19 protein-coding genes are annotated in these 22,198 nt (G+C 70.7%); 12 read left to right on the forward strand and 7 right to left on the reverse strand.

The features are described from left to right. Positions 1-60: 60 nt before the first annotated feature. The 5 genes from F4560_RS01725 to F4560_RS01745 form a co-directional block, all read right to left on the reverse strand. Positions 61-1,275: a bifunctional glycosyltransferase family 2/GtrA family protein gene (locus F4560_RS01725; protein ID WP_246477701.1), complete on the reverse strand. Its 1,215-nt coding sequence runs from the start codon at positions 1,273-1,275 to the stop codon at positions 61-63. 38 nt (positions 1,276-1,313) lie between these two features. Beyond that, positions 1,314-3,104 (reverse strand): ArnT family glycosyltransferase, encoded by a 1,791-nt coding sequence (locus F4560_RS01730; RefSeq protein WP_184915264.1) that lies wholly within the window; start codon positions 3,102-3,104, stop codon positions 1,314-1,316. A gap of 90 nt (positions 3,105-3,194) precedes the next feature. After that, positions 3,195-3,590, reverse strand: coding sequence for a hypothetical protein (locus F4560_RS01735; protein WP_184915267.1), 396 nt, complete (start codon positions 3,588-3,590; stop codon positions 3,195-3,197). 18 nt (positions 3,591-3,608) lie between these two features. Continuing rightward, the gene (locus F4560_RS01740; protein WP_221483299.1) at positions 3,609-5,078 is read right to left on the reverse strand and encodes a sensor histidine kinase; all 1,470 of its coding nucleotides are present in this window, start codon (positions 5,076-5,078) and stop codon (positions 3,609-3,611) included. After that, positions 5,056-5,796, reverse strand: a complete 741-nt coding sequence (locus F4560_RS01745) for a response regulator transcription factor (RefSeq protein WP_184915270.1) — start codon at positions 5,794-5,796, stop codon at positions 5,056-5,058. Before F4560_RS01745 ends, F4560_RS01740 begins: the two co-directional genes overlap by 23 nt. 157 nt (positions 5,797-5,953) lie before the next feature. Here F4560_RS01745 and F4560_RS01750 point away from each other — a divergent pair, with 157 nt between their 5' ends. The 3 genes from F4560_RS01750 (at position 5,954) to mug (ending at position 7,793) form a co-directional block, all read left to right on the forward strand. Next, positions 5,954-6,526: a hypothetical protein gene (locus tag F4560_RS01750; RefSeq protein WP_184915273.1), complete on the forward strand. Its 573-nt coding sequence runs from the start codon at positions 5,954-5,956 to the stop codon at positions 6,524-6,526. Positions 6,527-6,536: 10 nt separating this feature from the next. Beyond that, a complete protein-coding gene (locus F4560_RS01755) occupies positions 6,537-7,196 on the forward strand; it encodes a copper resistance CopC family protein (protein ID WP_184915275.1) in 660 nt (219 codons plus the stop codon). A gap of 87 nt (positions 7,197-7,283) precedes the next feature. Then, entirely contained in the window at positions 7,284-7,793 is a 510-nt protein-coding gene (gene mug, locus F4560_RS01760; protein ID WP_312868110.1) for a G/U mismatch-specific DNA glycosylase, read from the forward strand. Here mug and F4560_RS01765 read toward each other — a convergent pair. Then, entirely contained in the window at positions 7,770-8,540 is a 771-nt protein-coding gene (locus F4560_RS01765; protein ID WP_184915276.1) for a DUF742 domain-containing protein, read from the reverse strand. The genes mug and F4560_RS01765 overlap by 24 nt on opposite strands. A 120-nt stretch (positions 8,541-8,660) precedes the next feature. Between F4560_RS01765 and F4560_RS01770 the strand changes: the two genes are divergently transcribed. Further along, positions 8,661-8,882, forward strand: coding sequence for an RNA-binding S4 domain-containing protein (locus tag F4560_RS01770; protein ID WP_184915278.1), 222 nt, complete (start codon positions 8,661-8,663; stop codon positions 8,880-8,882). On the opposite strand, the gene F4560_RS01775 is transcribed toward F4560_RS01770, so the two are convergent. After that, positions 8,879-9,391 carry a glycine zipper family protein gene (locus tag F4560_RS01775; RefSeq protein ID WP_184915280.1) on the reverse strand — a complete coding sequence of 171 codons (513 nt, stop codon included), beginning with the start codon at positions 9,389-9,391 and terminating at the stop codon, positions 8,879-8,881. The genes F4560_RS01770 and F4560_RS01775 overlap by 4 nt on opposite strands. Positions 9,392-9,953: 562 nt before the next feature. Here F4560_RS01775 and F4560_RS01780 point away from each other — a divergent pair. The 8 genes from F4560_RS01780 (at position 9,954) to F4560_RS01815 (ending at position 22,018) form a co-directional block, all read left to right on the forward strand. Continuing rightward, complete coding sequence (locus tag F4560_RS01780) at positions 9,954-11,435, forward strand: sugar transferase (RefSeq protein WP_184915282.1); 1,482 nt, start codon at positions 9,954-9,956, stop codon at positions 11,433-11,435. 11 nt (positions 11,436-11,446) lie between these two features. Then, positions 11,447-12,499: a Gfo/Idh/MocA family protein gene (locus F4560_RS01785; RefSeq protein WP_246477702.1), complete on the forward strand. Its 1,053-nt coding sequence runs from the start codon at positions 11,447-11,449 to the stop codon at positions 12,497-12,499. 63 nt (positions 12,500-12,562) lie between these two features. Then, positions 12,563-13,552, forward strand: coding sequence for an SDR family NAD(P)-dependent oxidoreductase (locus F4560_RS01790; protein ID WP_184915287.1), 990 nt, complete (start codon positions 12,563-12,565; stop codon positions 13,550-13,552). Then, a complete protein-coding gene (locus tag F4560_RS01795; protein WP_221483300.1) occupies positions 13,552-14,709 on the forward strand; it encodes a DegT/DnrJ/EryC1/StrS family aminotransferase in 1,158 nt (385 codons plus the stop codon). Before F4560_RS01790 ends, F4560_RS01795 begins: the two co-directional genes overlap by 1 nt. Before the next feature lie 154 nt (positions 14,710-14,863). Then, on the forward strand, positions 14,864-19,705 hold the full coding sequence (locus F4560_RS01800; protein ID WP_184915293.1) for a DUF4082 domain-containing protein: 4,842 nt from the start codon (positions 14,864-14,866) through the stop codon (positions 19,703-19,705). Continuing rightward, positions 19,702-20,352: a NeuD/PglB/VioB family sugar acetyltransferase gene (locus F4560_RS01805; protein WP_184915296.1), complete on the forward strand. Its 651-nt coding sequence runs from the start codon at positions 19,702-19,704 to the stop codon at positions 20,350-20,352. The genes F4560_RS01800 and F4560_RS01805 overlap by 4 nt, the downstream gene beginning before the upstream one ends. After that, a complete protein-coding gene (locus F4560_RS01810; RefSeq protein WP_184915299.1) occupies positions 20,349-21,458 on the forward strand; it encodes a DegT/DnrJ/EryC1/StrS family aminotransferase in 1,110 nt (369 codons plus the stop codon). The genes F4560_RS01805 and F4560_RS01810 overlap by 4 nt, the downstream gene beginning before the upstream one ends. Further along, the gene (locus F4560_RS01815; protein ID WP_184915302.1) at positions 21,455-22,018 is read left to right on the forward strand and encodes an acyltransferase; all 564 of its coding nucleotides are present in this window, start codon (positions 21,455-21,457) and stop codon (positions 22,016-22,018) included. The genes F4560_RS01810 and F4560_RS01815 overlap by 4 nt, the downstream gene beginning before the upstream one ends. Positions 22,019-22,198: the final 180 nt, after the last annotated feature.

Genomic DNA, 22,198 nt, shown 5'->3' on the forward strand with positions numbered 1-22,198 from the left:
TCCCTAGAGTCGAATGCGGGGTGACGGTCGAGTTCGGTGTGAGGGCCGTGCGCGGGGTGGTCATCCGGCGGCCTCCGCGGCGCGGCGGGGTCGGAAGACCCAGTTGCGCAGCAACAGGAAGCGCAGCACGGTGGCGAGAAGGTTGGCGCCGACGACGGCGACCAGTTCCGCCGGGCCGCCGGGCGCGGAGAAGAGGTGGAGCAGGGCGAGTGAACCGCTGGTGAGTGCCAAGCCCAACCCGAAGACGATCAGGCCTTCGAACTGGTGTCGGCCCGCGCCCCGTCTGCCGCGCACGCCGAACGTGAACCGGCGGTTCGCGGCGGTGTTCGCGATGGCCGTGATCAGGAGGGCGACGAGGTTGGCGCCCTGCGCGCCCAAAGCGCCGCGCAGCACCACGAACAGGAGGAGGTACGCGACCGTGCTGATCACGCCGACGGCGGCGAACCGGACCAGCTGCTTGAACAACCCGGCGGGCACACCCGGTGTCTGCGGTTCCAAGGGTTCTCTCCCCAGCTGAACGCGGAGTTCACCGATCGGGATGCGCCCGGTCACCAGACCGCGCGCCACCCGGGCGACGCCTTTCAGGTCGGCCACGGCGGTGGACACGATGTCGACCCGGCTGTCCGGGTCGTCCACCCAGTCCACCGGCACCTCGTGGATCCGTGCGCCCGCGCGTTCGGCGAGCACCAGCAGTTCCGTGTCGAAGAACCAGCCGGTGTCCTCGACGTGGGGCAGCAGCCGGCGGGCGACGTCGGCCCGGATCGCCTTGAACCCGCACTGCGCGTCGGTGAACCTGGTCGCCAACGCGCCGCGCAGGATCAGGTTGTAGCAACGGGAGATGAACTCGCGCTTCGGCCCGCGCACCACCCGCGCCCCACGGGCCAGCCGGCTGCCGATCGCCAGGTCGGAATGCCCGGAGATCAGCGAGGCCACGAGCGGCGCGAGGGCGGCGAGGTCGGTGGACAGGTCGACGTCCATGTACGCCAGCACAGCGGCGTCCGACGCGGTCCACACCGCCTTCAACGCCCGGCCGCGCCCTTTCTCGGCCAGGTGCACCGCGGCCACCCCGGACAGTTCGCGGGCCAGCTCGTCGGCGACGGCACGCGTCCCGTCGGTGCTCGCGTTGTTCGCGATGGTGATCCGGAACGTGTAGGGGAACGTCTGCGTCAGGTCGGCGTGCAGCTTGCGCACGCAAGACCCGAGGCCACGTTCCTCGTTGTACACAGGCACTACCACGTCGAGCACGGTGGTCGTCGTGAGCGTCGTGAAGGTCATGACCTCACCCTCGGGCGCGTCACTGGGCGGCTCGTGTGTCATGGCTGTGCGCCCGCTGTGAGGTCGTAGACGGTCACGTCGTCCACGGTGGTCGCGGTGAACGTCGCTTCCACCCACTCGACGATCCGCTCGGACGCGTCGCTGCCGGTCTCCGCCGGCATGCCCGCGCCGCCGAGGAAGTAGTGGATCCGTCCACTCCGGACCATTTCCTGGAACTCGGCCAGTGTGGGCGCGGGGTCGGTGCCGTTGAACCCGCCGACGGCCATCACGGGCTCACCGCTGCCGAGCTGGTACCCGGCCGCGTTGTTCGACCCCACGGCCGCCGCCGCCCAGGTGAACCCGTCGTTGTCCCGCAACAGTCGCACCAGCTCTTCGCCGGGCGTGGGCGCGTGGAGCAGTCCGCCCATGCCGCCGCCCATCCGGCCGACGTTGGTCACGGTGCCGCCTGGTCCGGCGAGGACCAGGCCACCCGGCTGGTTGCCCCGCGCGGGTCCGGCGGCGGGGATCGCGCCGGAGTGCGGTGTCACCGCGGTGGCCACCGAGTACGCGCCCGGCCCGAGGACAGCGGCGACGAGGGCGACCGGCACGACGACCACCGCCGGCGCGACCGTGACCAAGAACAACCCGACCGCCGCCAGCAGACCGAGGATCAGCACCACGGCGGCCAACACGGTCGACCAGTCCAACAGCAGCAGGTAGGCCTGGAGCGCCGTCACGGCCAGCGCGCCCGACAATGCCGCCGCCGCAACGGGTTCCTGCCGCTTACGCCACAACGCGACCGCGCCGATCCCGATCAGCGCGCCGATCGCCGGGGCCAGCGCCACCGTGTAGTACGCGTGGATGATGCCGTTCATGAAGCTGAACACCGCGGCGGTGACCACGAGCCAGCCGCCCCACAGCGCGAGCCCGACCCGTTCGCCCTTCCGCCCGGCCCACCACCCGGCGACGAGCAGCACCAGCGCGGTCGGCAGCAGCCACGCGATCTGACCGGCCATCTCGGCCCCGAGCAGCCGACCCCACCCGCCGCCCCGACCGCCACCGCCGACGCTGCCGATCTCCTCACCGGTCAGCCGGCCCAGCCCGTTGTGGCCGAGCGCCAACTCCAGCACGCTGTTCGACTGCGATCCGCCGATGTACGGCCGCGAGCCGGCGGGCACCAACTCCACCGCCAGCACCCACCATCCACCGGCGACGACCAACGCCCCCAGCGCCGCGCCCAAGTGCCACACCTTGCGCAGCAAGGCGGCCGGTGCGAACACCAGGTACACCAGCGCGAACGCGGGCACCACCAGGAACGCCTGGAGCATCTTGGCCAGGAACGCGAACCCCACCGCCACCCCGGCGAGCACCAACCACCGCACCGACGCCTTCTCGGTGGCACGGACCGTGCAGTAGGCGCCCGCGACGAGCAGCAGGAGCATCAGCGCGTCGGGGTTGTTGAACCGGAACATCAGCACCGCGACCGGCGTCAACGCCAGCACGACGCCCGCGATCAGACCAGCCGCCTCACCGGCCGTGCGGCGCACGGTGGCGTAGAGCAGCCACACACTGGCCACGCCCATGAGCGCCTGGGGGACCAGGATGCTCCAGGCGTTGACCCCGAACAGTCGGGCGGACAACCCCATGACCCAGGTCGCCGCGGGTGTCTTGTCGACGGTGATGGCGCCCGCCGGGTCGGTCGCGCCGAAGAACCACGCCGACCAGCTCTCGGCGCCGGCCTGGGCGGCGGCGGAGTAGTAGGCGTTGGCCCAGCCGGAATCGCCCAACCGCCACAGGTACAGCACCGCTGTTCCGGCCAACAACAGCAACAGGGGTAGTCGCGCTCGCATGGGGTCGAGCCTGTCGGCGGACCCTGGGCGGTCCTTGTGCCCTGCCTGTGAGCCGGCTGTGCACGATCAACACCTGGTCGGCTCGCGGCCTCACGTGTCGAACGCGTCCTCGACCCACGCCGCATCGGACGGCGAAGCCACGAACGTGGTCCCTCGGACGGTCATCACCCACGGTTCGAGGTGATGCGCCGCGAACAGCTCCAACGCGGTTCCGTCGGCCAGCAGGAACCGCGGGTCGACCGGGAGGAAGGTCGACTGGACCTCACACCCCACGACATCCAGACCGGCCAAGCGAGCCACCAGTGCGCGGGCGTCCTCAGACTCCCAGCCGAACAGCAGATGTCCGCCGACGACCCGCCACGCACAGGTCACCGCGAGGCTCCACTCGGCGCCGGACAGGATGAGCACCTCGTCATCACCCCAGGACGCTTGGTCCACGGTGAGCGGAAGCGCTGCGTGCAGCGTGTGGGCGAAGGGTCCGGGCACACTCCGAAGCTTTCCACTTCAGCGAGGCAGCCGCACCGTGAACGTGGTCCGCCCCGGCTTGCTGTCGAGCCGCACCGAACCCTCGTGCGACGCCACGACGGCGGCCACGATCGACAGGCCGAGCCCGGTGCTCCCGGCGGCCCGCGACCGGGACGTGTCGCCCCGGCTGAACCGCTCGAACACCTCGCCCTGCAACTCGGGCGGGATGCCGGGACCGTCGTCGGTCACCGACACCTCCACCTCCTCGTCCACAGTGGACAATGAAGTCGTGACGGTCGTCCCGGGCGGAGTGTGCGTGCGAGCGTTGGACAACAGGTTCGCCACCACCTGGTGCAGTTTGTGCGCGTCACCGGTCACCTGGACCGCGTCGGGCGGCAACGCGAGCCGCCATTCGTGGTCCGGTCCGGCGATCCGGGCGTCGCTCACCGTGTCGAGGATCAACCGCGACACGTCCACCGGTTCACGCCCCAGCGGACGTCCCGCGTCCAGCCGCGCCAGCAGCAGCAGGTCCTCGACCAGCGACGTCATCCGCACCGCCTCCGACTCGACCCGCCGCATGGCGTGCCCGATCTGCGGCGGAACCTCGTCGGACGTGCGCCGGGTCAGTTCGGCGTACCCGCGGATGGCGGCGAGGGGAGTGCGGAGCTCGTGGCTGGCGTCGGCGACGAACTGCCGGACCCGGGTCTCGCTGGCGTGCCGGGCCTCCAACGCGCTGCCGACGTGCCCGAGCATCCGGTTCAACGCCAGCCCGACCTGACCCACCTCGGTGTCGGGGTCGGCGTCCTCGTCGGACACCCGTTCGGCCAACGCCACCTCGCCCTCGTGTAACGGCAGTTCGGCCACCCGGCTCGCGGTCGCGGCGACCCGTTCCAGCGGACGCAGCGTGCGCCGGACGATCACCGCGCCGGCCAGGCTCACCACGATCAACCCGGCCAGCGCCACCCCGCCGAGGATCAGCCCCATCCCCCACACGGTGCTGTCGACGTCGGCCATCGGCAGTCCGGTGATGAACCGCAGACCGGACGTGGTCGTGGTCGAGAGCAGCCGGTGTTCACCCAGTTCCTCGCTCAGCCACACGGTGCGCGGCTTCCCGTCCGCGGGGATGGACTCGATCCGCTCCCGAACCTCGACCGACAGCGCCTCCTTCCGGCCGAGCCCGGGTGTGAGCCGGGTGCCGTCGGTCGCGCCGCCGTTGAACTCGATCACCAGCAGCGTGCCGGGCGGGAAACCGGGGGTGTCCAGCGGGTTGGGCGGCCGGCTACCGGGCATCGGCATCCGCCGCAGGTCGTGGTCCGCCTTCACCGCGGAGTCGAACAGCTGGTCGTCCAGTTGCCCGACCAGGAAGTCCCGCAACGCGAATCCGGTCGCCACGCCGATGATCGCGCACACGACCGCGAGCATGACGACCTGCGCGGCGACCAGCCGGGTCCGCAGGGGCAGCCGGCCGGCCCACGGGGACCGCGGCTCAGATCGACGGCTTGAGGACATATCCGGCGCCCCGCATCGTGTGGATCATCGGCGCTCTGCCGGCGTCGATCTTCTTGCGCAGGTAGGAGATGTACAGCTCGACGATGTTCGCCTGCCCGCCGAAGTCGTAGCTCCACACCCGGTCCAGGATCTGCGCCTTGGACAGCACCCGCTTGGGGTTGCGCATCAGGAACCGCAGCAGCTCGAACTCGGTCGCGGTGAGGTCGATCGCGGCCCCGCCCCGCCACACCTCGCGCGTGTCCTCGTCCAGCACCAGGTCTCCGACGACCAGTTCGGTGCCCGCGGTCGCCTCGGTGACCCCGGTGCGGCGCAGCAGTCCGCGCAGCCGCAGCACGACTTCTTCCAAGCTGAACGGCTTGGTCACGTAGTCGTCGCCGCCCGCGGTGAGCCCGGCGATCCGGTCCTCCACGGCGTCCTTGGCGGTGAGGAACAGCACCGGTAGGCCGGGCAGGTCCGTCCGCAGCCGGCGCAGCACCTCCAGCCCGTTGAAATCGGGCAGCATCACGTCCAGCACCACCACGTCCGGCCGGAACTCGCGCGCGGTCCGCACGGCGGACGTGCCGTCCAGCGCGGTGCGGACCTCCCAGCGTTCCATCCGCAACGCCATGGACATCAGCTCGGCCAACGTGGACTCGTCGTCCACCACGAGGACCCGCACGGGACTGCCATCCGGGCGGCGGAGTTCAGGGGAGGACCCCGAAGCGGGCACTGGGCGCATGCTCCCATCGTGAGGGCTGCTCTTGAGCCCTTCCTGTGGCGATCCTGTGGACCACCTGTGAACCGGCGGTCGGGCCGGTCGCCAGGTCGCGGCACGCACAGCCACCGCCCAACGGTCGCACAGCGCGCTCACAGACTTCCCCGACACCGTTGTCGCCATGACTACCGAAACCGAGCAGCAACCAACCTGGGGTCAAGAGCCGGCGCCGCAGGACGCCGCTCCCGGATCCGGCTGGAACGCCCGCAAGACCGTCACCGCGATCGCGATCGCCGTGGGCATCGCCGCCGTCGGCGGTGGTGTCATCTACGCCGCGAGCAACTCCGAGGCCGCCAAGGGGGGTATGGGCGGCCCCGGCGGTTACGGGAGGGGCAACGGCGGCATGGTGATCATGGGCGGCGGCCCGTTCGGCGACTCGTTGCACGGCGAGTTCCAGAACGGCGAGGTCACCGAGGTCGACGACACCTCGATCACGGTGAAGAGCCGCGACGGGTTCACCGACACCTACAAGCTCGACGGCGACACGGAAGTCAACGGCGGGCAGGGCGAGCTGGACGACCTCGCCAAGGGCGACATCGTGACGGTCATCGCGACGGCCGACGACAGCGGCGGCGACCCCACCGCGGACAGCATCATGGAGGGCGACATGATGCGCGGGCCGCAGCAGGGCGGCGGGAAGCCGCCGGCGAAGCAGGACGCGACCGACGGGCAGAACCCATCCGCGACCCGGTAGAACTAGGGGTATGACCCGACTGGCGCTCTCGGCTCTGCTGGCGATCCTGGCCCTGTTCGGGGCCGCGCCCCAGGCGTTCGCCCACACGGAACTGGTGTCGAGCGATCCGGCGGACGGCGCTTCGCCGCCGCAGCGGCCGACCCGGCTCACGCTGACGTTCACCCAACCGGTGCCCGCCGAGAGCGCCACGGTCACCGTGACCGGCCCGGACGGCGTGGCCTGGCCGTTGGGTGAGGTCGTCGCCGATGGAGCGACGCTGACCATCCCGATGGGGGAGAGCGGGTCGCCGGCGGGCCGGTACACGGTGAGCTGGATGGTCGAGGCGTTGGACGGCGACTTCACCGACGGCACGTTCGCATTCACGCTGACCTCGCCGCCGCAGGCCCCTGCCGTCACACCTCCGCCCACGGCGCCGGCCGTGACGCCGCCCGCCGTGACGACCCCGGCGGGGACGCCGACCTCGGCTGCGTCGACCGGCTCGGCGGCCACGGTCACCGCCGTCGCCACGGGAACCACCACCCCGGCCGCCACGGTCGCCGACGACGAAGGCAGCGGCCCGCCGTTGTGGGTGTGGATCGTGCTCGTGGCGGTGCTGTCCGTGGTCGGCATCGCGGTCGCCGTCGCGCTGAGCAGGCGTGCGGGCGGCGAGACCGAGAAACCGGCCGAATAGCCAAAACGCCGAGTAGTTCGACGACCGGGTGGTCAACGGTCAATCCGACTGGAGGCTGGTCGTGATCGGCACCCAGGTGGTGGTCGGGTGAGTTTGCCGGACATCGTCGGGCCGGGGTTGGACGTGCTGTTCTGCGGCATCAACCCCGGCCTGCTGTCGGCCGCGAAGGGGCAGCACTTCGCCCGGCCGGGCAACAGGTTCTGGCCCGCGCTGCACCTGTCGGGCTTCACGCCGCGCCGGTTGAGTCCCGCCGAGCAGGACGAGCTGCCGACCTACGGGCTGGGCATCACGAACCTCGTCGCCCGCCCGACCGCGAAGGCCCACGAGCTGACACCCGAGGAACTGGCGACCGGCGGGCTGAAGCTGACCGCCCTGGCCCGACGGCACCGGCCGAAGGTGGTGGCGGTCGTGGGCGTGACGGCGTACCGGACCGCGTTCGGGCGCAAGACGGCGACGATCGGCCCGCAGGACGAGCCGATCGCGTCGTCGCGGCTGTGGGTGCTGCCCAACCCCAGCGGCCTCAACGCCCACTACCAGTTGCCCGCCCTGGTCGAGCTGTTCGGCCGGTTGCGGTCAGAGGTTGCGCAGGCCGGCTAGCACTCGGTTGAGGAGGGACAGGTCGGGGCCACCGGGAGCGGCGGCGTTGTGGTGGACGGCCACCACGCCCATCGTGATCAGGTCGCTGAGGAGCACCCTCGCCACGCCGAGCGGCACCGCCAGCAACGCCGACACCTCGGCCACCGACCGAGGGCTGGCGCACATCTCCACGATCGACCGCTGTTCGGTGGTGGTGTCGCGCATGGCGATCGCGATGCCGTGCTCCTCCAACGACACCAGCGTCTCCAGCCTTAGGTCGTAGCTGGCCGACGTGCGGCCACCGGTCCACGCGTACGGGCGGACCAGCGGGCCGGAGTACTCCTCCGCCGCCGGTTCGGGTTCCGGCTCACGGCTCGCGGGGACGATCGGCGGCTCGACGTAGTCATAGCGGGCGTCGAACGGCGCGGTCTCTTCCAGCGGATCGTCGTGCCGGCCGTACGAGCCATCGGGCGGCCTGTCGAACTGCCCGCTGTGCGGCTCGTCGGGCGGCTCGTCGTCCGGCTGCTCGTCCAGGGTGCGCCGGAGCGCGGCCGAGCCGAACCGGGCTCCGGTGGCGCCCACCTCACCGCGCAACGACCGCCGCCGCTTGGGCTGCTTGGGCCCCTCGGGCGGCTGGTCCTCGATGCCGCGACGCAGCGAGGGTGATCCGAATCGAGCGCCGGTCGTGCCGACTTCGCCTCGCAGGGACCGGCGGCGTCTGGGTCCCGCGCCGCCGGTAGAGTCCGGGTCTGAGCTCGCTGTGCTCACATTCCGGGAACCGTAGACCGAACCGCGTTCGGATGATTTCGGCCGTGTTTCGAGTCGATGCAATCCTCGTTAACCGCACGCACGTGCGTCCGCACGTGCACGCTGGAGGATGATGGCGCGATGCACATCCGCGAGGTCGGGATCTCCGACGACATGATCAGGTTGGGCCAGTTCCTCAAGCTGGCGGGTCTGGCGGACAACGGCGCGCACGCCCGTGAGCTGGTCGAAACCGACGAGGTGACGGTGAACGGCCGGTTGGAGACGCGCCGCGGCGCGCAGCTGCACGACGGCGACGTGGTCGCGGTCGGCGAGGAGAAAGCACGCGTCGTGGCCAACCACTAGCCGCAGCGGTACGCCCACTCCTCGTGCCAGCAGTGCGGGTAGACGCCGTGGCGGAAGTAGGCGGCCACGCCGTCGATCGGCGCCGCCGACCGGTCGTGGTAGAGCAGCCAGTACGGCAGCACGGTCGCCACGACCCAGTTCGCCACCACCAGCGGCACGTACAGCGGGCCGAACAGCCGGGCCTGGAACACGTGCACGGCCTCGTGGTCGTCCACCCCCATCGCGGTACCGGCCTGCACCGGTCCCACCGTGGTCGCGAAGCCCTTGATCACCCCGTGACGCAGACCGAGCGTCCCCCGGTGCCGGCTGAACGCCGCGTCCACCCGGTTGCCGCGCGCCAAGGCGTACGCCAGGAACACCGCGCCCGCCGCCGTGTTCGGCAGGCTCCACGTGGCGTCCACCACACCGAGCGCCACCCCGCGCCACCCGCGCGGGTACAGCCGGGTGCGCCACGCCCAGCCGGCGTGGAACGCGCCCAGCAGCCCGCCGACCGCCAGCACGACCGCCACGGACCCATTGTGCCGGAAAAGTGGTGACGATCACTCCGGCCGGTCGGTGTGCGGAAAATGCATCCGACCGGTCACGTCAGGTGGTCGAGTGGTTGCGCCGAATAGCTGCCACCGCTGTGTGAATGGGTGACCGCAGCCCGCCACTATGCGGTCCGGAGGGTGGGACTTCCGACCTTATTCGGACCTATTCCGGTCCAGATTCGATCGGCGTCGAAAACCCGCTGTAACGGAAGCCGTCCCAAAGTCGATGGACGTGTCCGCGTGCCTGCGCGACCACGGCAGGCCACTGTGGACAGCCGTGTCCCGGTGGTCGGGCAAGCCTTTTCCGCGACCGGCGGCGGTAACCCGAAGTCACCTCTCGAACCACCTGGGTGTGCGCCGACGTGCCCTACCGGGAATGGCCTTCGGTCGCCGTTCACTCTGCGTGTAACGCGCGCCGGGGACGTGACGAATGATGGTTTGGCGAGAGAAAAATTCGTCGCGGCACATTTTCCACGCGGGTCCTTCGGGGGTGTCCTGCGACCGAGCACGCCCGAAAGCGGCCGAACCGGGGAGTCCCACGATGAGCGAGCAGGTCCAGCCCACGAGACAAAGACCCGTCACGGGGGCCGGCGCCACCAACCGCACGACCAGTCCCACGGTCGGCTCCTGGGAACCCGCCTACCGCTACGGCGTGATCGCCGCGGACATCCTGTGCACCGTCGTGGTCGTCGTGCTCGTGGGCGCGATCATGTCCGCCCGGCACGCCTCGTTCGCCCCGCTGTCCCTGTTCGCCCTCGAAGCCGTCACCGTCGCGATCATCGTCGGCTCGCTGCTCCTGAACCGGGTGTGGAACCCGGCGGTCCTCGGCCAGGGCGCGGAGGAGTTCCGCCGGTTAGGGCGGGGCATGTTCGGCTCGGTGGTCGCGCTGGGTCTGGGCGCGCTCGCCGCCGACCTGCCCGGCGCCCGCCTGTGGGTGTTCGTCGTCGGACCGGCCGTCGCGCTGGTCGCCTTCCCGGTCCGCTACCTGCTCCGCCGCCCGCTGCACCGCGCCCGCGGCGAGGGCCGCTGCCTGCTCCCGGTGCTCGCCGCCGGTCACGTCGACACGGTGACCGACCTGATCAGCCGCACCCGCCGCGCGCCCCACCTGGGCTGGCGCGTGGACGCCGTGTGCACCGTGGACGGCCGCGCCGACGTCGGCGTCGAGCTGGACGGCGTGCCGGTCGTCGGCCGGTTCGGCGACCTGGGTGAGCAGGTCCGCCGCGGCGGCTACCGGATCGTCGCGGTCACCGCCGACTCCTACTGGACGCCCCGCCGGCTCCAGCGGCTCGCCTGGGACCTGGAGGGCACCGGCACCGAGATGGTCGTCGCGCCCGCCCTGATGGACTTCGCCGGACCCCGGCTGCACGTCACCGGCGTGCTGGGGATGCCGCTGCTGCGCGTCAGCGAACCGTCGTTCACCGGCTTCCGCCGCGTGGTCAAGGCGACCGTGGACAAGATCGGCGCGGCCCTGCTGGTCGCGCTGCTGAGCCCGGTGCTGCTGGCCGTCGCGGTGGCGATCATGGTCGACACCAGGGGACCTGTGCTCTACAAGCAGCGCCGGGTCGGCAAGGACGGCGTGCCGTTCACCATCCTGAAGTTCCGCACCATGATCACCAACGCGGACGCGCTGCGCGCCAGGCTCCAAGCGGTGAACGAGGGCGCGGGCGTGCTGTTCAAGATGCGCCGCGACCCGCGCGTCACGCCCGTCGGCCGGTTCCTGCGGCGCTACTCCATGGACGAGCTGCCGCAGCTGTTCAACGTGCTCCGCGGCTCGATGTCGCTGGTCGGCCCCCGGCCGCCGCTGCCGGAGGAGAGCGCGAAGTACGGCCCGGACATGCGCCGCCGGCTGTTGGTGAAGCCCGGCCTGACCGGGTTGTGGCAGGTCTCCGGGCGCAGCGACCTGTCGTGGGAGGAGTCCGTGCGGCTCGACCTCCGGTACGTGGAGGACTGGTCGCTCGCGCTCGACGCGTTGATCTTGTGGAAGACCTTCCGCGCCGTCTTCGGCGGCCAGGGGGCCTACTGATGAGGAGCGAGATGGACCAGCCGATCGGCATCGCCGTGATCGGCGCCGGCTACTGGGGGCCGAACCTGGTGCGCAACGCCCAGGCCACCCCCGGGCTGAAGCTGCGCTACCTGTGCGACCTGGACGTGGAACGGGCCCGCCGCGTGCTCGGCGAGTACTCCACGGTCCGGGTGTCCGGCTCGCTGGACGACGTGCTCGCCGACCCGGCCGTCGACGCGGTCGCCATCGCCACCCCGGCCGCCACGCACCTGCCGGTCGCGTTGGCCGCGTTGCGCGCGGGCAAGCACGTGCTGGTGGAGAAGCCGTTGGCGGCGACCTACGCGGACGGGCTGGAACTGGTCCGTGAAGCGGACAGCCGCGGCCTCACGCTGATGCTCGACCACACCTTCGTCTACACGCCGACCGTGCAGCACCTGCGGCACCTGGTGCGCACCGGCGAGATCGGCACCGTGCAGTACCTCGACTCGGTTCGGGTCAACCTCGGCCTGGTGCAGCCGGACGTGGACGTGTTCTGGGACCTCGCCCCGCACGACCTGTCGATCTTCGACGCGATCATGCCCGACGGCGTGCGCGTGACGCGGGTCGCCGCGCACGGCTCGGACCCGATCGGCGCGGGACGCGCGTGCGTCGGCCACCTGACGTTGGAGCTGTCCGACGGCGTGATGGCCCACGTGCACGTGAACTGGCTGTCCCCGACCAAGATCCGCACCATGATCGTCGGCGGTTCACGCCGCACGGTGGTCTGGGACGACCTGAACGCCGTGCAGCGCCTGTCCGTGCACGACCGGGGCGCGGACCGCATCGAGGACGACGAGTCCCGCCGCCAGGCGATCATCTCCTACCGACGCGGCGACACCGTCGCGCCGGCGCTGCCGGAGAAGGAGGCGCTGCGCGGGATGATGGCGGAGTTCGCCGCCTCCATCACCGAGAAGCGCGCGCCGTTGACCGACGGCTGGTCCGGCCTGCGGGTGCTGGCGACCCTGGAGGCCGCCTCCGCCAGCCTCGCTGCGGGCGGCGAGTTCGTCACCGTGACACAACTGGACGACCAGCTCGCCACCGCGTAAACACCGCGCCACCGCGTAACACCTCGCTACCGCGTAACACGAAGACACGGAAGGACAAGCACCATGTCGGAAGCGGCTCAGCCGATCACCGGGCAACGGGCCCTCGTCACCGGAGGGGCGGGCACCATCGGCTCGGCGGTGGTGGACCAGTTGCTCGCCGCCGGCGCCGCCGAGGTGGTCGTGCTGGACAACTTCGTCCGGGGCCGCCGGGAGAACCTGACCGAGGCCGCCGCGACGGCGGGCGACCGGCTCACCGTCGTCGAGGGCGACATCAACGACCGTGCGCTGCTCGCGAACCTCAGCCGGGGCACGGACCTGGTGTTCCACCTCGCGGCCATCAGGATCACGCAGTGCGCCGAGGAACCGCGGCTCGCGCTGGAATGCCTGGTGGACGGCACGTTCACGGTCATCGAGGCCGCCGCCGAAGCGGGCGTGAAGAAGGTCGTCGCGTCGTCTTCGGCGTCCGTGTACGGCCTGGCCGAGACGTTCCCGACGACCGAGCGGCACCACCCGTACAACAACGACACGTTCTACGGCGCGGCCAAGGCGTTCAACGAGGGCATGCTGCGCAGCTTCCACGCCATGAAGGGCCTGGACTACGTGGCGCTGCGCTACTTCAACGTCTACGGACCGCGGATGGACGCGCACGGCAAGTACACCGAGGTGCTGATCCGCTGGATGGAGCGCATCGCCGACGGCAAGCCGCCGCTGATCTTCGGCGACGGCGCGCAGACGATGGACTTCGTGCACGTGCACGACATCGCGCGCGCCAACATCCTGGCCGCGAAGGCGCCCGTCACCGACGACGTCTACAACATCGCCAGCGCCCAGGAGACCAGCCTCAAGCAGCTGGCGCTCGCGCTGCTGTCCGCGATGGACTCGGACCTGCCGCTGGAGCACGGCCCGGAGCGCGCGGTCAACGGCGTCACCCGCCGCCTCGCCGACATCTCCGCCGCGTCCCGCGACCTCGGCTGGAAGCCCGAGATCGGTCTGGTGGACGGTCTGCGCGAGCTGGTGTCCTGGTGGCGTTCCACGACAGTAGAGGCGACCTGATGATCCCCGTCATGAAGCCGTGGCTCGGCCAGGAAGAAGCGGACGCCGCCGCTGCCGCCGTGCTGTCCGGCTGGGTCGCCCAAGGGCCGAAGGTCGCCGCGTTCGAGGACGCCTTCGCCCGCCGCGTCGCCGCCGTGCACGCCGTCGCGGTGACGTCGTGCACGACCGCGTTGCACGTCGCGCTGCACCTGCTGGACGTGCGGCCCGGTGACGAGGTCGTGGTGCCGTCGCTGTCGTTCATCGCCACCGCCAACGCGGTCCGCTACTGCGGCGCGACGCCCGTGTTCGCCGACGTGGAGGCGGAGACCGGCAACCTGTCCGCCGCCACCGTCGAACCCATGCTCACCGAGCGCACCCGCGCGGTCATCCTGGTGCACCAGGCCGGTGTGCCCGCCGACGTCGACTCGCTGCGCGCGCTGTGCCGTCCCCGTGGCATCACGGTGGTGGAGGACGCGGCGTGCGCGGCCGGGTCGACCTACCGGGGTGTGCCGGTCGGCGCGGACGCCGAGCTGTCCGCCTGGTCGTTCCACCCGCGCAAGCTGATCACCACCGGCGAAGGCGGGATGCTCACCACGAACCGCGAGGAGTGGGCGGTCCGGGCCAAACGACTGCGCGAGCACGGCATGAGCGTCAGCGCGGCCGACCGGCACAGTGCCCGCGGGGCGGTGGTGGAGAGCTACCTGGAGACCGCGTTCAACTACCGGATGACGGACATCCAGGCCGCCGTCGGCCTCGTGCAGCTGTCCAAGTTGGACGCCATCGTGCGGCGTCGGCGTGAGCTGGCGGCGCGTTACCACGAGATGTTGGCCGACGTGGTCGAGTCGACCGGCCTGGGCCTGCGCGCGGTGCGCGATCCGGAGCACGGCACGACGAACTACCAGTCCTACTGGGTCATGCTGCCGGACGACCTCGCGCCGATGCGCAACGACGTCCTGGCCAGACTCGCCGAACGGGGTGTCTCGGCGCGCAGGGGAATCATGGCCGCGCACCTGGAACCCGCGTACGCCGGTCACCCGCACGTCGACTTGCCGGTGACGGAGGCGTTCACCGGAAACTCGCTGATCCTCCCGCTCTACCACGACCTCACGGCCGCCGAGCAGAACACCGTGGTCGAGGAGCTGAAGGCGGCGCTGCGCGTGCCGCTCATCTCGCGCTGACCGCTCGGCGATCGGCGGTACACCTCATTCCATTGTGGTGTAACGCGACATGCGATTCCGGCGACGATCGGAGCAAGAGCACTTCGCTGGGCAACGCAGTGTGCGCCCGATCACCCGTTGTCACGGCCGCGTTTTTTCGAAAGGTGAAACACCCATGACCGCCGACCGGAAGCGGGCCAGACCCGTCCTCGCGGTACCACTGCTGCGACTGCTGGTCGTGCTCGCCCTCGTGGCGTCGACCATGGCGGTCGTCGGTGTCCTGCGGGCGCCCGAGGCGGCTGCCGCCCCGTGCGACGCACCGGTGGTCAACAAGGTGGCGTGCGAGAACACCAAGCCGGGCACGCCCGACTGGCAAGTGTCCTACCGGGACGACAGCATCCTCGGCTACACCACGGACATCAGCGTCACCCCCGGCGGCCGGGTCGACTTCAAGATGCTCACCAGCGCGTCGTCCTACTACATCGACATCTACCGGCTCGGCTACTACGGCGGCGTCGGCGCGCGGTTCCAGGAGCGGATCACCCGCAACACGCCGCAGAACCAGGACCCGTGCATGCGCGGCGTGGACGGCAGCGCGCTGATCGACTGCGGCAACTGGGCGGTGTCGCTGGGCTGGAACGTGCCCGCCACCGCCGTGTCCGGCATCTACTACGCGCGCACGCACCGCAACGACAACGGCGCGGAGAACGAGATCGTCTTCGTCGTCCGCGACGACACCAGCACGTCGAAGATCCTGTTCCAGACGTCCGACTCGACCTGGGTGGCCTACAACCGGTACGGCGGCAACAGCCTGTACTTCGGCGACGGCCCCGGTCAAGGCGGCCAGGCGTACAAGGTCAGCTACAACCGCCCGTACACCGGCGGTGACGGCGACGACAACTTCATCTTCAACGCCGAGTACCCGATGCTGCGCTTCCTGGAGGCCAACGGGTACGACCTGAGCTACACCACCGACGCCGACTCGGCCCGGCGCGGCCACCTGATCAAGAACCACAAGGTGTTCATGGCCGTCGGCCACGACGAGTACTGGTCCAACGAGCAGCGCGCCAACGTGGAGGCCGCCCGTGCCGCGGGCGTGCACCTGGCGTTCCTCACCGGCAACGAGGTCTTCTGGAAGCACCGGTGGGAGAAGAGCATCGACTCCTCCAAGACCGACTGGCGCACCATCGCCTGCTACAAAGAGACCAAGGGCACCCAGAACGACCACCTGAGCGACTGGACCGGCACGTGGCGTGACCCCCGCTACCCCGAGCAGGACGGCGGGCGGCCCGAGAACGCGTTGCTGGGAAACATCTTCACCGTCAACGGCCGTCGCGACGACTCCCTCCAGGTGCCCGCCGCGTACGGCAAGATGCGGCTCTGGCGGCACACGTCGCTGCAAAGCCTCGCCGCCGGCTCCACCTACACGTTCCAGCCGGGCACGCTCGGCTACGAGTGGAACACGGTGGAGGACAACGGCTTCCAGCCGCCGGGCGTCGCGCAGCTGTCCCGGACCACCGTGACCATGCCCGACGGCCCGTACGTGCTCCAGAACCACGGCGACCTGTACACGCCGGACACGAAGACGCACGCCATCACGTACTACCGGCACCCGAGCGGGTCGCTGGTGTTCGGCGCGGGCACGGTCCAGTGGGCGTGGGGCCTGGACGACGACCACGCGTTCCTCACCAACACGCCGACCTCCGACATCCGGATGAAGCAGGCCACCGTCAACTTCCTGGCCGACATGGGCGTGCAGGCGACGACGTTGCAGCCCGGCCTGGTGCAGGCGACCGCGAGCACCGACACCCAAGCGCCGACCGTCGCGTTCACCAACGTGCCGCCGCTGTCGAACGTGGGCGCCGCGTACACGTTCTCCGGCACGGCCGTGGACGTGGGCGGTCAGGTCGGCGGCGTCGAGGTGTCCACCGACGGCGGCACCCGCTGGCACCTGGCGTCCTGGCAGGCCGGGCAGACGGCGTGGAGCTACACGTACACCCCCAGCCAGTCCGGCCCCGCGAGCCTGCGCGTGCGCGCGGTGGACGACTCGGCGAACCTGTCCACCCCCGTCGTCGCCACGCCGGGCGTGAACCCGCGCACCTGCCCGTGCGGCCTGTGGACCAACGCGAACACCCCGAAGGTGGCCGACAGCGGCGACGCGTCACCACTGGAACTGGGCGTGAAGTGGCGTGCGAACAGCGACGGCTACGTGCGCGGCGTGAAGTTCTACAAGGGACCCGGCAACACCGGCACCCACACCGGCACGCTGTGGGACGCGAACGGCAACCCGATGGCCACCGGCACGTTCACGGGTGAGACCGCGACCGGTTGGCAGACGCTGACGTTCGCGCAACCCGTGCAGGTGCTCGCCGGCATCACGTACGTCGTGTCGTACTTCGCGCCCAACGGGCACTACTCGTACGACCTGGAGTACTTCTTCCAGCAACCCCGCTACCTCGAACCGCTCACCGGCCTGAAGAACGGCGCCGACGGCGTCAACGGCCTGTTCCGGTTCGGCTCCAGCGGCTTCCCGACCCAGTCCCACTGGGGCAGCAACTACTGGGTCGACGTGGTGTGGGCGACGGACCCCGGCCCCGACCAGCGCGCGCCGCTGCTCGTGTCCACCACGCCCGTCAACGGCGAGGGCACGGTCGCGCTCAACCCCGTCATCTCGGCGACCTACGACGAGGCCGCCGCACCCGGCTCCGCCCAGTTCACCGTGACCGGCCCGAACGGCGCCGTGTCCGGCTCGACGGCCCTGTCCAACGGGAACAAGACCGTCACCTTCACGCCCAGCCAGGCCCTCAACCCCAACACCGGCTACACGGTGGCGCTGCGCGTGTCCGACGCGGCGGGCAACCAGACACCGCAGTCGACGTGGTCGTTCACCACCGGCGCGGTCCGGCCCGCGACCTGCCCGTGCACGGTCTGGGACGACTTCGCCAGGCCCGCCGAGTACGCCGCCAACGACCCCACGCCGATCGAGGTCGGCACCAAGGTCCGCTTCAACGGCAAGGGCGAGGTGCTGGGCGTCCGGTTCTTCAAGGGCACCGGCAACACCGGCACCCACACCGGCTCGCTGTGGTCGTCCACCGGCCTGCTCCTGGCCACCGGCACGTTCACCAACGAGACCGCGAGCGGCTGGCAGAAGCTGACGTTCGCGTCGCCGGTGGTCGTGCAGGCGAACACCACCTACATCGTGTCGTACCACGCGCCGAACGGGCGTTACGCGGTCAGCGGCGGCTACTTCGCCGGTCAGGGCGCCAGCTACGCGGGCATCCGGGCGCTGGCCGACGGCGTCGACGGACCCAACGGCGTGTACCGGTACGGCAGCGGCGGCGTCGCGCCCAGTTCCACGTACAACGCGACGAACTACTGGGTCGACGTCGTCTACCGCAACGGCCTCAACGGCGACAGCACCCCGCCGACCCTGACGAACCGGTCGCCGGCCGTGGACGCGACGAACGTCGTCGCCACCACCCCGCTGACGGCGACGTTCAGCGAACCCGTCGACCCGGCGAGCGCGCAGATCTGGCTGTCCGACCCGCGCGGCGCCCAGCTCACCGGCACGCTGTCGCTGTCCGGCGACCAGCGGACCGTCACGTGGACGCCGACCGGCAAGCTCATGCCGAACACCCGCTACACCGCGAGCGCGCTGATCGCCGACGTCAACGGCAACCCGATGCCGGACCCGGTGACGTGGTCGTTCACCACCAGCGCGGCCGTGATCTGCCCGTGCACGCTGTTCAGCGCGGCCACCGTGCCCACGGTCACCTCGGCCGACGACAACGGCGCGTACGAGCTGGGCGTCCGGTTCACCCCGACGACCGGCGGCCGGATCACCGGCGTGAAGTTCTACAAGGGCGCGGGCAACACCGGCACGCACACCGGGTCGCTGTGGTCGCCGAGCGGGCAGCAGCTGGCGACCGGGACGTTCACCGCCGAGACCGCGAGCGGATGGCAGACGTTGACGTTCGCCAGCCCCGTGTTCGTGTCGGCCGGCGTCACGTACACCGCGTCGTACACGACAACCACGGGCCGTTACGCCGTGGACAGCGGGTACTTCAGCGGCTACACCCTCGCCAGTGGACCGCTCAGCGCGCCGGCGGCCGGTGACGGCGGCAACGGCGTCTACCGCGCCGGCTCCGGCCACCCGACGAACTCCTACGCGGGCGGCAACTACTGGGTCGACGTGGTGTACCTGCCCAACGACGACAACACACCGCCGGTCGTCAACGGGCGCACCCCGCTCGACGGGGCGAGCGCCGTGTCCAGGACGTCACCGCTGACGGCGTCGTTCGACGAGCCGGTCGACCTCACCACGGCCCAGTTCACGCTCGCCGACTCCGGTGGCGCGAAGATCGCGGGCACGTTGTCGCTGTCGGCCAACCAGCAGCAGGTGACATGGACACCGGCCGCGCCGTTGGGCGGTGGCATGACGTACACGGCGAGCCTGCGCATCGCGGACGTCTACGGCAACGTGATGACCTCGCCCACCACCTGGTCGTTCACCACGACCACGGCCGGGGACTGCCCGTGCTCGCTGTTCAGCTCGGCGACCGTGCCCACCGTGACGTCGGCCGACGACAGCGGCTCGTACGAGCTGGGCGTCCGGTTCGTGCCGTCGGTGAACGGCTCCGTCACCGGGGTCAAGTTCTACAAGGGAGTCGGGAACACCGGCACGCACACCGGCACGTTGTGGGACGCGGCCGGCAACCCGTTGGCCACCGGGACGTTCACCGGCGAGACCGCGAGCGGGTGGCAGACGTTGACGTTCCCCTCGCCGGTGCCCGTCAACGCCGCCACGACCTACGTCGCGTCCTACACCGCGCCGAACGGCCGGTACGCCGTGGACACCGGGTACTTCATGGGCAACGCCGTGACCAGCCCGCCGCTGAGCGCGCCGGCCACCGCCGACGGCAGCCGGAACGGGCTGTACCGGTCCGGTCCGGGGTTCCCGGAATCGTCCTACGCGGGCAGCAACTACTGGGTCGACGTCGTGTTCACCACCGGATGAGCCCCCGGCCGCTGCTGTTGGTGGGTGGCGGCGGACTGGCCCGCGAAGTCCTCGCGGCCGTCCGCCTCCTCCCGGCCCTCTGGCACCCGGTGGGCGCGCTGGACGACGACCCGGCGCGTCATGGCACGGACCTCGACGGCCTGCCCGTCCTCGGCGGCACGGACCTCGTGCACTCGACGGACGCGGCGGTCATGGTGTGCGTGGCCAACGCGCACCGACCACTCGGCAGGCTGAACTTGGTCGCCCGACTCGGTCTGCCGGAAGACCGGTGGGCGACGGTCGTGCACCCGGCAGCCTCCGTGGCCGTCGGGGCGGTGGCGGGGCCCGGGACGGTTCTGCTCGCCGGAGCGGTGGTGACGACGCCGCTGCGCTTGGGGGCGCACGTCGTCGCCATGCCGCACGTGCTGATCACCCACGACTGCTCGATCGGTGACGGTGTCACGTTCGCCGGTCGGGCGTCGCTGGGCGGGTCGGTGCGGGTCGGGGCGGGCGCGTACCTCGGACAGGGCTGTGCGGTCCGCGAGGGCGTGTCGATCGGCGCGGGGGCGGTGGTGGGCATGGGTTCCGTGGTGCTCGCCGACGTGCCCGCGGGTGAGGTCTGGGTGGGGAACCCCGCCCGGCGGCTGCGAGAGGGGAACGGTTCGTGATCGACATCCCGCTGGTGGACCTGCGTGCCCAGCACGAGCAGGTGGCCGACGAGGTCGCCGACGGTTGGGCGGAAGTGCTCAAGAACACCGCGTTCGTCGGTGGGCGGCAGGTGGCCGAGTTCGAGGCGGAATTCGCGTCGTACCAGGAGGTTCCGCACTGCGTGGCGGTCGGCAACGGCACCGACGCGATCGAGCTGGCGTTGCGGGCGTTGGGAATCGGACCGGGCGACGAGTGCGTGCTGCCCGCGAACACCTTCATCGCCACCGCGGGCGCCGTGGCCCGTACCGGCGCCACCCCTGTGCTGGTGGACTGCGTGGCCGACACCGGACTGATCGACGTGTCCCAGGTAGCCGACGCGCTCTCGCCGCGCACCAAGGCATTGCTGCCCGTGCACCTGTACGGACAGGCCGCGCCGGTCGAGGAGCTGCGGGCGTTCGGCGTGCCGATCGTGGAGGACGCGGCCCAGGCCCAGGGTGCGAGACGACACGGCGTTCCCGTCGGTGGGCTGGGGGACATCGCCGCCACCAGCTTCTACCCGGGCAAGAACCTGGGCGCGTACGGAGACGGCGGCGCTGTCCTGACGACTTCCTCTTTGTTGGCTTCCGCAGTGCGCCTACTCCGCGAACACGGCTCACCACGCAAGTACGAGCACTCGGTAGTCGGCTTCAACAGCCGCCTGGACACCCTCCAAGCCGTGGTCCTGTCAGCGAAGCTGCGTCGCCTGGAGCCCTGGAACACCCTCCGCCGCGCCGCCGCCGACCGTTACTCGTCACTGCTGGCCGACGTTCCCGGCGTCACGTTGCCGGTAGTGCTGGAGGGCAACGTGCCCGTGTGGCACTTGTACGTCGTGCGCGTGGCGTCGCGTGACCGAGTGCTCGCCGCGCTGCACGAGGCGGGCATCGGCGCCGGCATCCACTACCCGACCCCGGTCCACCTGACAGGTGCCTACACCCACCTCGGTCACGCACCGGGCGACTTCCCGGTAAGTGAGGCGGTCGCGGGCGAGATCCTCTCGCTGCCGCTGTTCCCGGAGATCACGGTGGCGCAGCAGGAACGCGTGGTGGCGGCTTTGGCGGAGGCCGTTCTGGTCGAGGCTGTGCGATGAGCGAGGTCTACGTCCACCCCAAGGGTTTGTGCGAGAGCTCCGAGGTGGGCTCGGGCACGCGCGTGTGGGCTTTCGCGCACGTGCTGCCCGGGGCGCGGATCGGCCGCGACTGCAACATCTGCGACGGCGCGTTCGTGGAGGGCAAGGCGGTCCTGGGTGATCGGGTGACGGTGAAGAACGGCACGCTGGTCTTCGATGGAGTGGTCTGCGAAGACGAGGTCTTCCTCGGCCCGAACGTCCTGTTCACCAACGACCTGCGCCCAAGAGCAGCCATCCGCCGAACCGGCGACGCTCTGCTGTCCACCACAGTGCGTCGCGGCGCAACCCTGGGCGCAGGCGCGGTCGTGGTCTGCGGCATCGAGATCGGCGAGCACGCCTTCGCCGCCGCAGGCTCGGTAATCACCAAGGACGTCCCCGCGCACGCGTTCATCGCGGGCAACCCGGCAACCCACAAGGGCTGGGTGTGCTCCTGTGGCCAACGCCTGGACGCCGGCCTAGTCTGCCGAGACTGCGACAACCGCTACGTCGAGGGCGACAAGGGCCTGACCCCAGCTCCGTGAGGGGGGCCGGCCCAACATCACCCGGACGTGTTTGGCGCCCAGGGGCACTTTCGGCAGAATGATTTCGTTGCCGGAATACAAGGAGGCGGCGCGGCGGCCCCAACGCACAGCCAGACGTATCCACTGCACAGCCAGACGCCCAGCACACTCAGACGTCCAGCGCCTCGCCCAGCGCCCCAC

This window comes from Saccharothrix ecbatanensis (genome assembly GCF_014205015.1).
In the GTDB taxonomy this organism is placed as follows: Bacteria; Actinomycetota; Actinomycetes; order Mycobacteriales; family Pseudonocardiaceae; genus Actinosynnema; species Actinosynnema ecbatanense.

Excerpts from the sequence above, each read along its gene's own strand:
- F4560_RS01725 (WP_246477701.1), bottom strand. The coding sequence starts at position 1,275 with ATGACCTTCACGACGCTCACGACGACCACCGTGCTCGACGTGGTAGTG.
- F4560_RS01730 (WP_184915264.1), bottom strand. The coding sequence starts at position 3,104 with ATGCGAGCGCGACTACCCCTGTTGCTGTTGTTGGCCGGAACAGCGGTG.
- F4560_RS01740 (WP_221483299.1), bottom strand. The coding sequence starts at position 5,078 with ATGTCCTCAAGCCGTCGATCTGAGCCGCGGTCCCCGTGGGCCGGCCGG.
- F4560_RS01745 (WP_184915270.1), bottom strand. The coding sequence starts at position 5,796 with ATGCGCCCAGTGCCCGCTTCGGGGTCCTCCCCTGAACTCCGCCGCCCG.
- F4560_RS01750 (WP_184915273.1), top strand. The coding sequence starts at position 5,954 with ATGACTACCGAAACCGAGCAGCAACCAACCTGGGGTCAAGAGCCGGCG.
- F4560_RS01755 (WP_184915275.1), top strand. The coding sequence starts at position 6,537 with ATGACCCGACTGGCGCTCTCGGCTCTGCTGGCGATCCTGGCCCTGTTC.
- F4560_RS01770 (WP_184915278.1), top strand. The coding sequence starts at position 8,661 with ATGCACATCCGCGAGGTCGGGATCTCCGACGACATGATCAGGTTGGGC.
- F4560_RS01780 (WP_184915282.1), top strand. The coding sequence starts at position 9,954 with ATGAGCGAGCAGGTCCAGCCCACGAGACAAAGACCCGTCACGGGGGCC.
- F4560_RS01785 (WP_246477702.1), top strand. The coding sequence starts at position 11,447 with ATGGACCAGCCGATCGGCATCGCCGTGATCGGCGCCGGCTACTGGGGG.
- F4560_RS01790 (WP_184915287.1), top strand. The coding sequence starts at position 12,563 with ATGTCGGAAGCGGCTCAGCCGATCACCGGGCAACGGGCCCTCGTCACC.
- F4560_RS01795 (WP_221483300.1), top strand. The coding sequence starts at position 13,552 with ATGATCCCCGTCATGAAGCCGTGGCTCGGCCAGGAAGAAGCGGACGCC.
- F4560_RS01800 (WP_184915293.1), top strand. The coding sequence starts at position 14,864 with ATGACCGCCGACCGGAAGCGGGCCAGACCCGTCCTCGCGGTACCACTG.
- F4560_RS01805 (WP_184915296.1), top strand. The coding sequence starts at position 19,702 with ATGAGCCCCCGGCCGCTGCTGTTGGTGGGTGGCGGCGGACTGGCCCGC.
- F4560_RS01815 (WP_184915302.1), top strand. The coding sequence starts at position 21,455 with ATGAGCGAGGTCTACGTCCACCCCAAGGGTTTGTGCGAGAGCTCCGAG.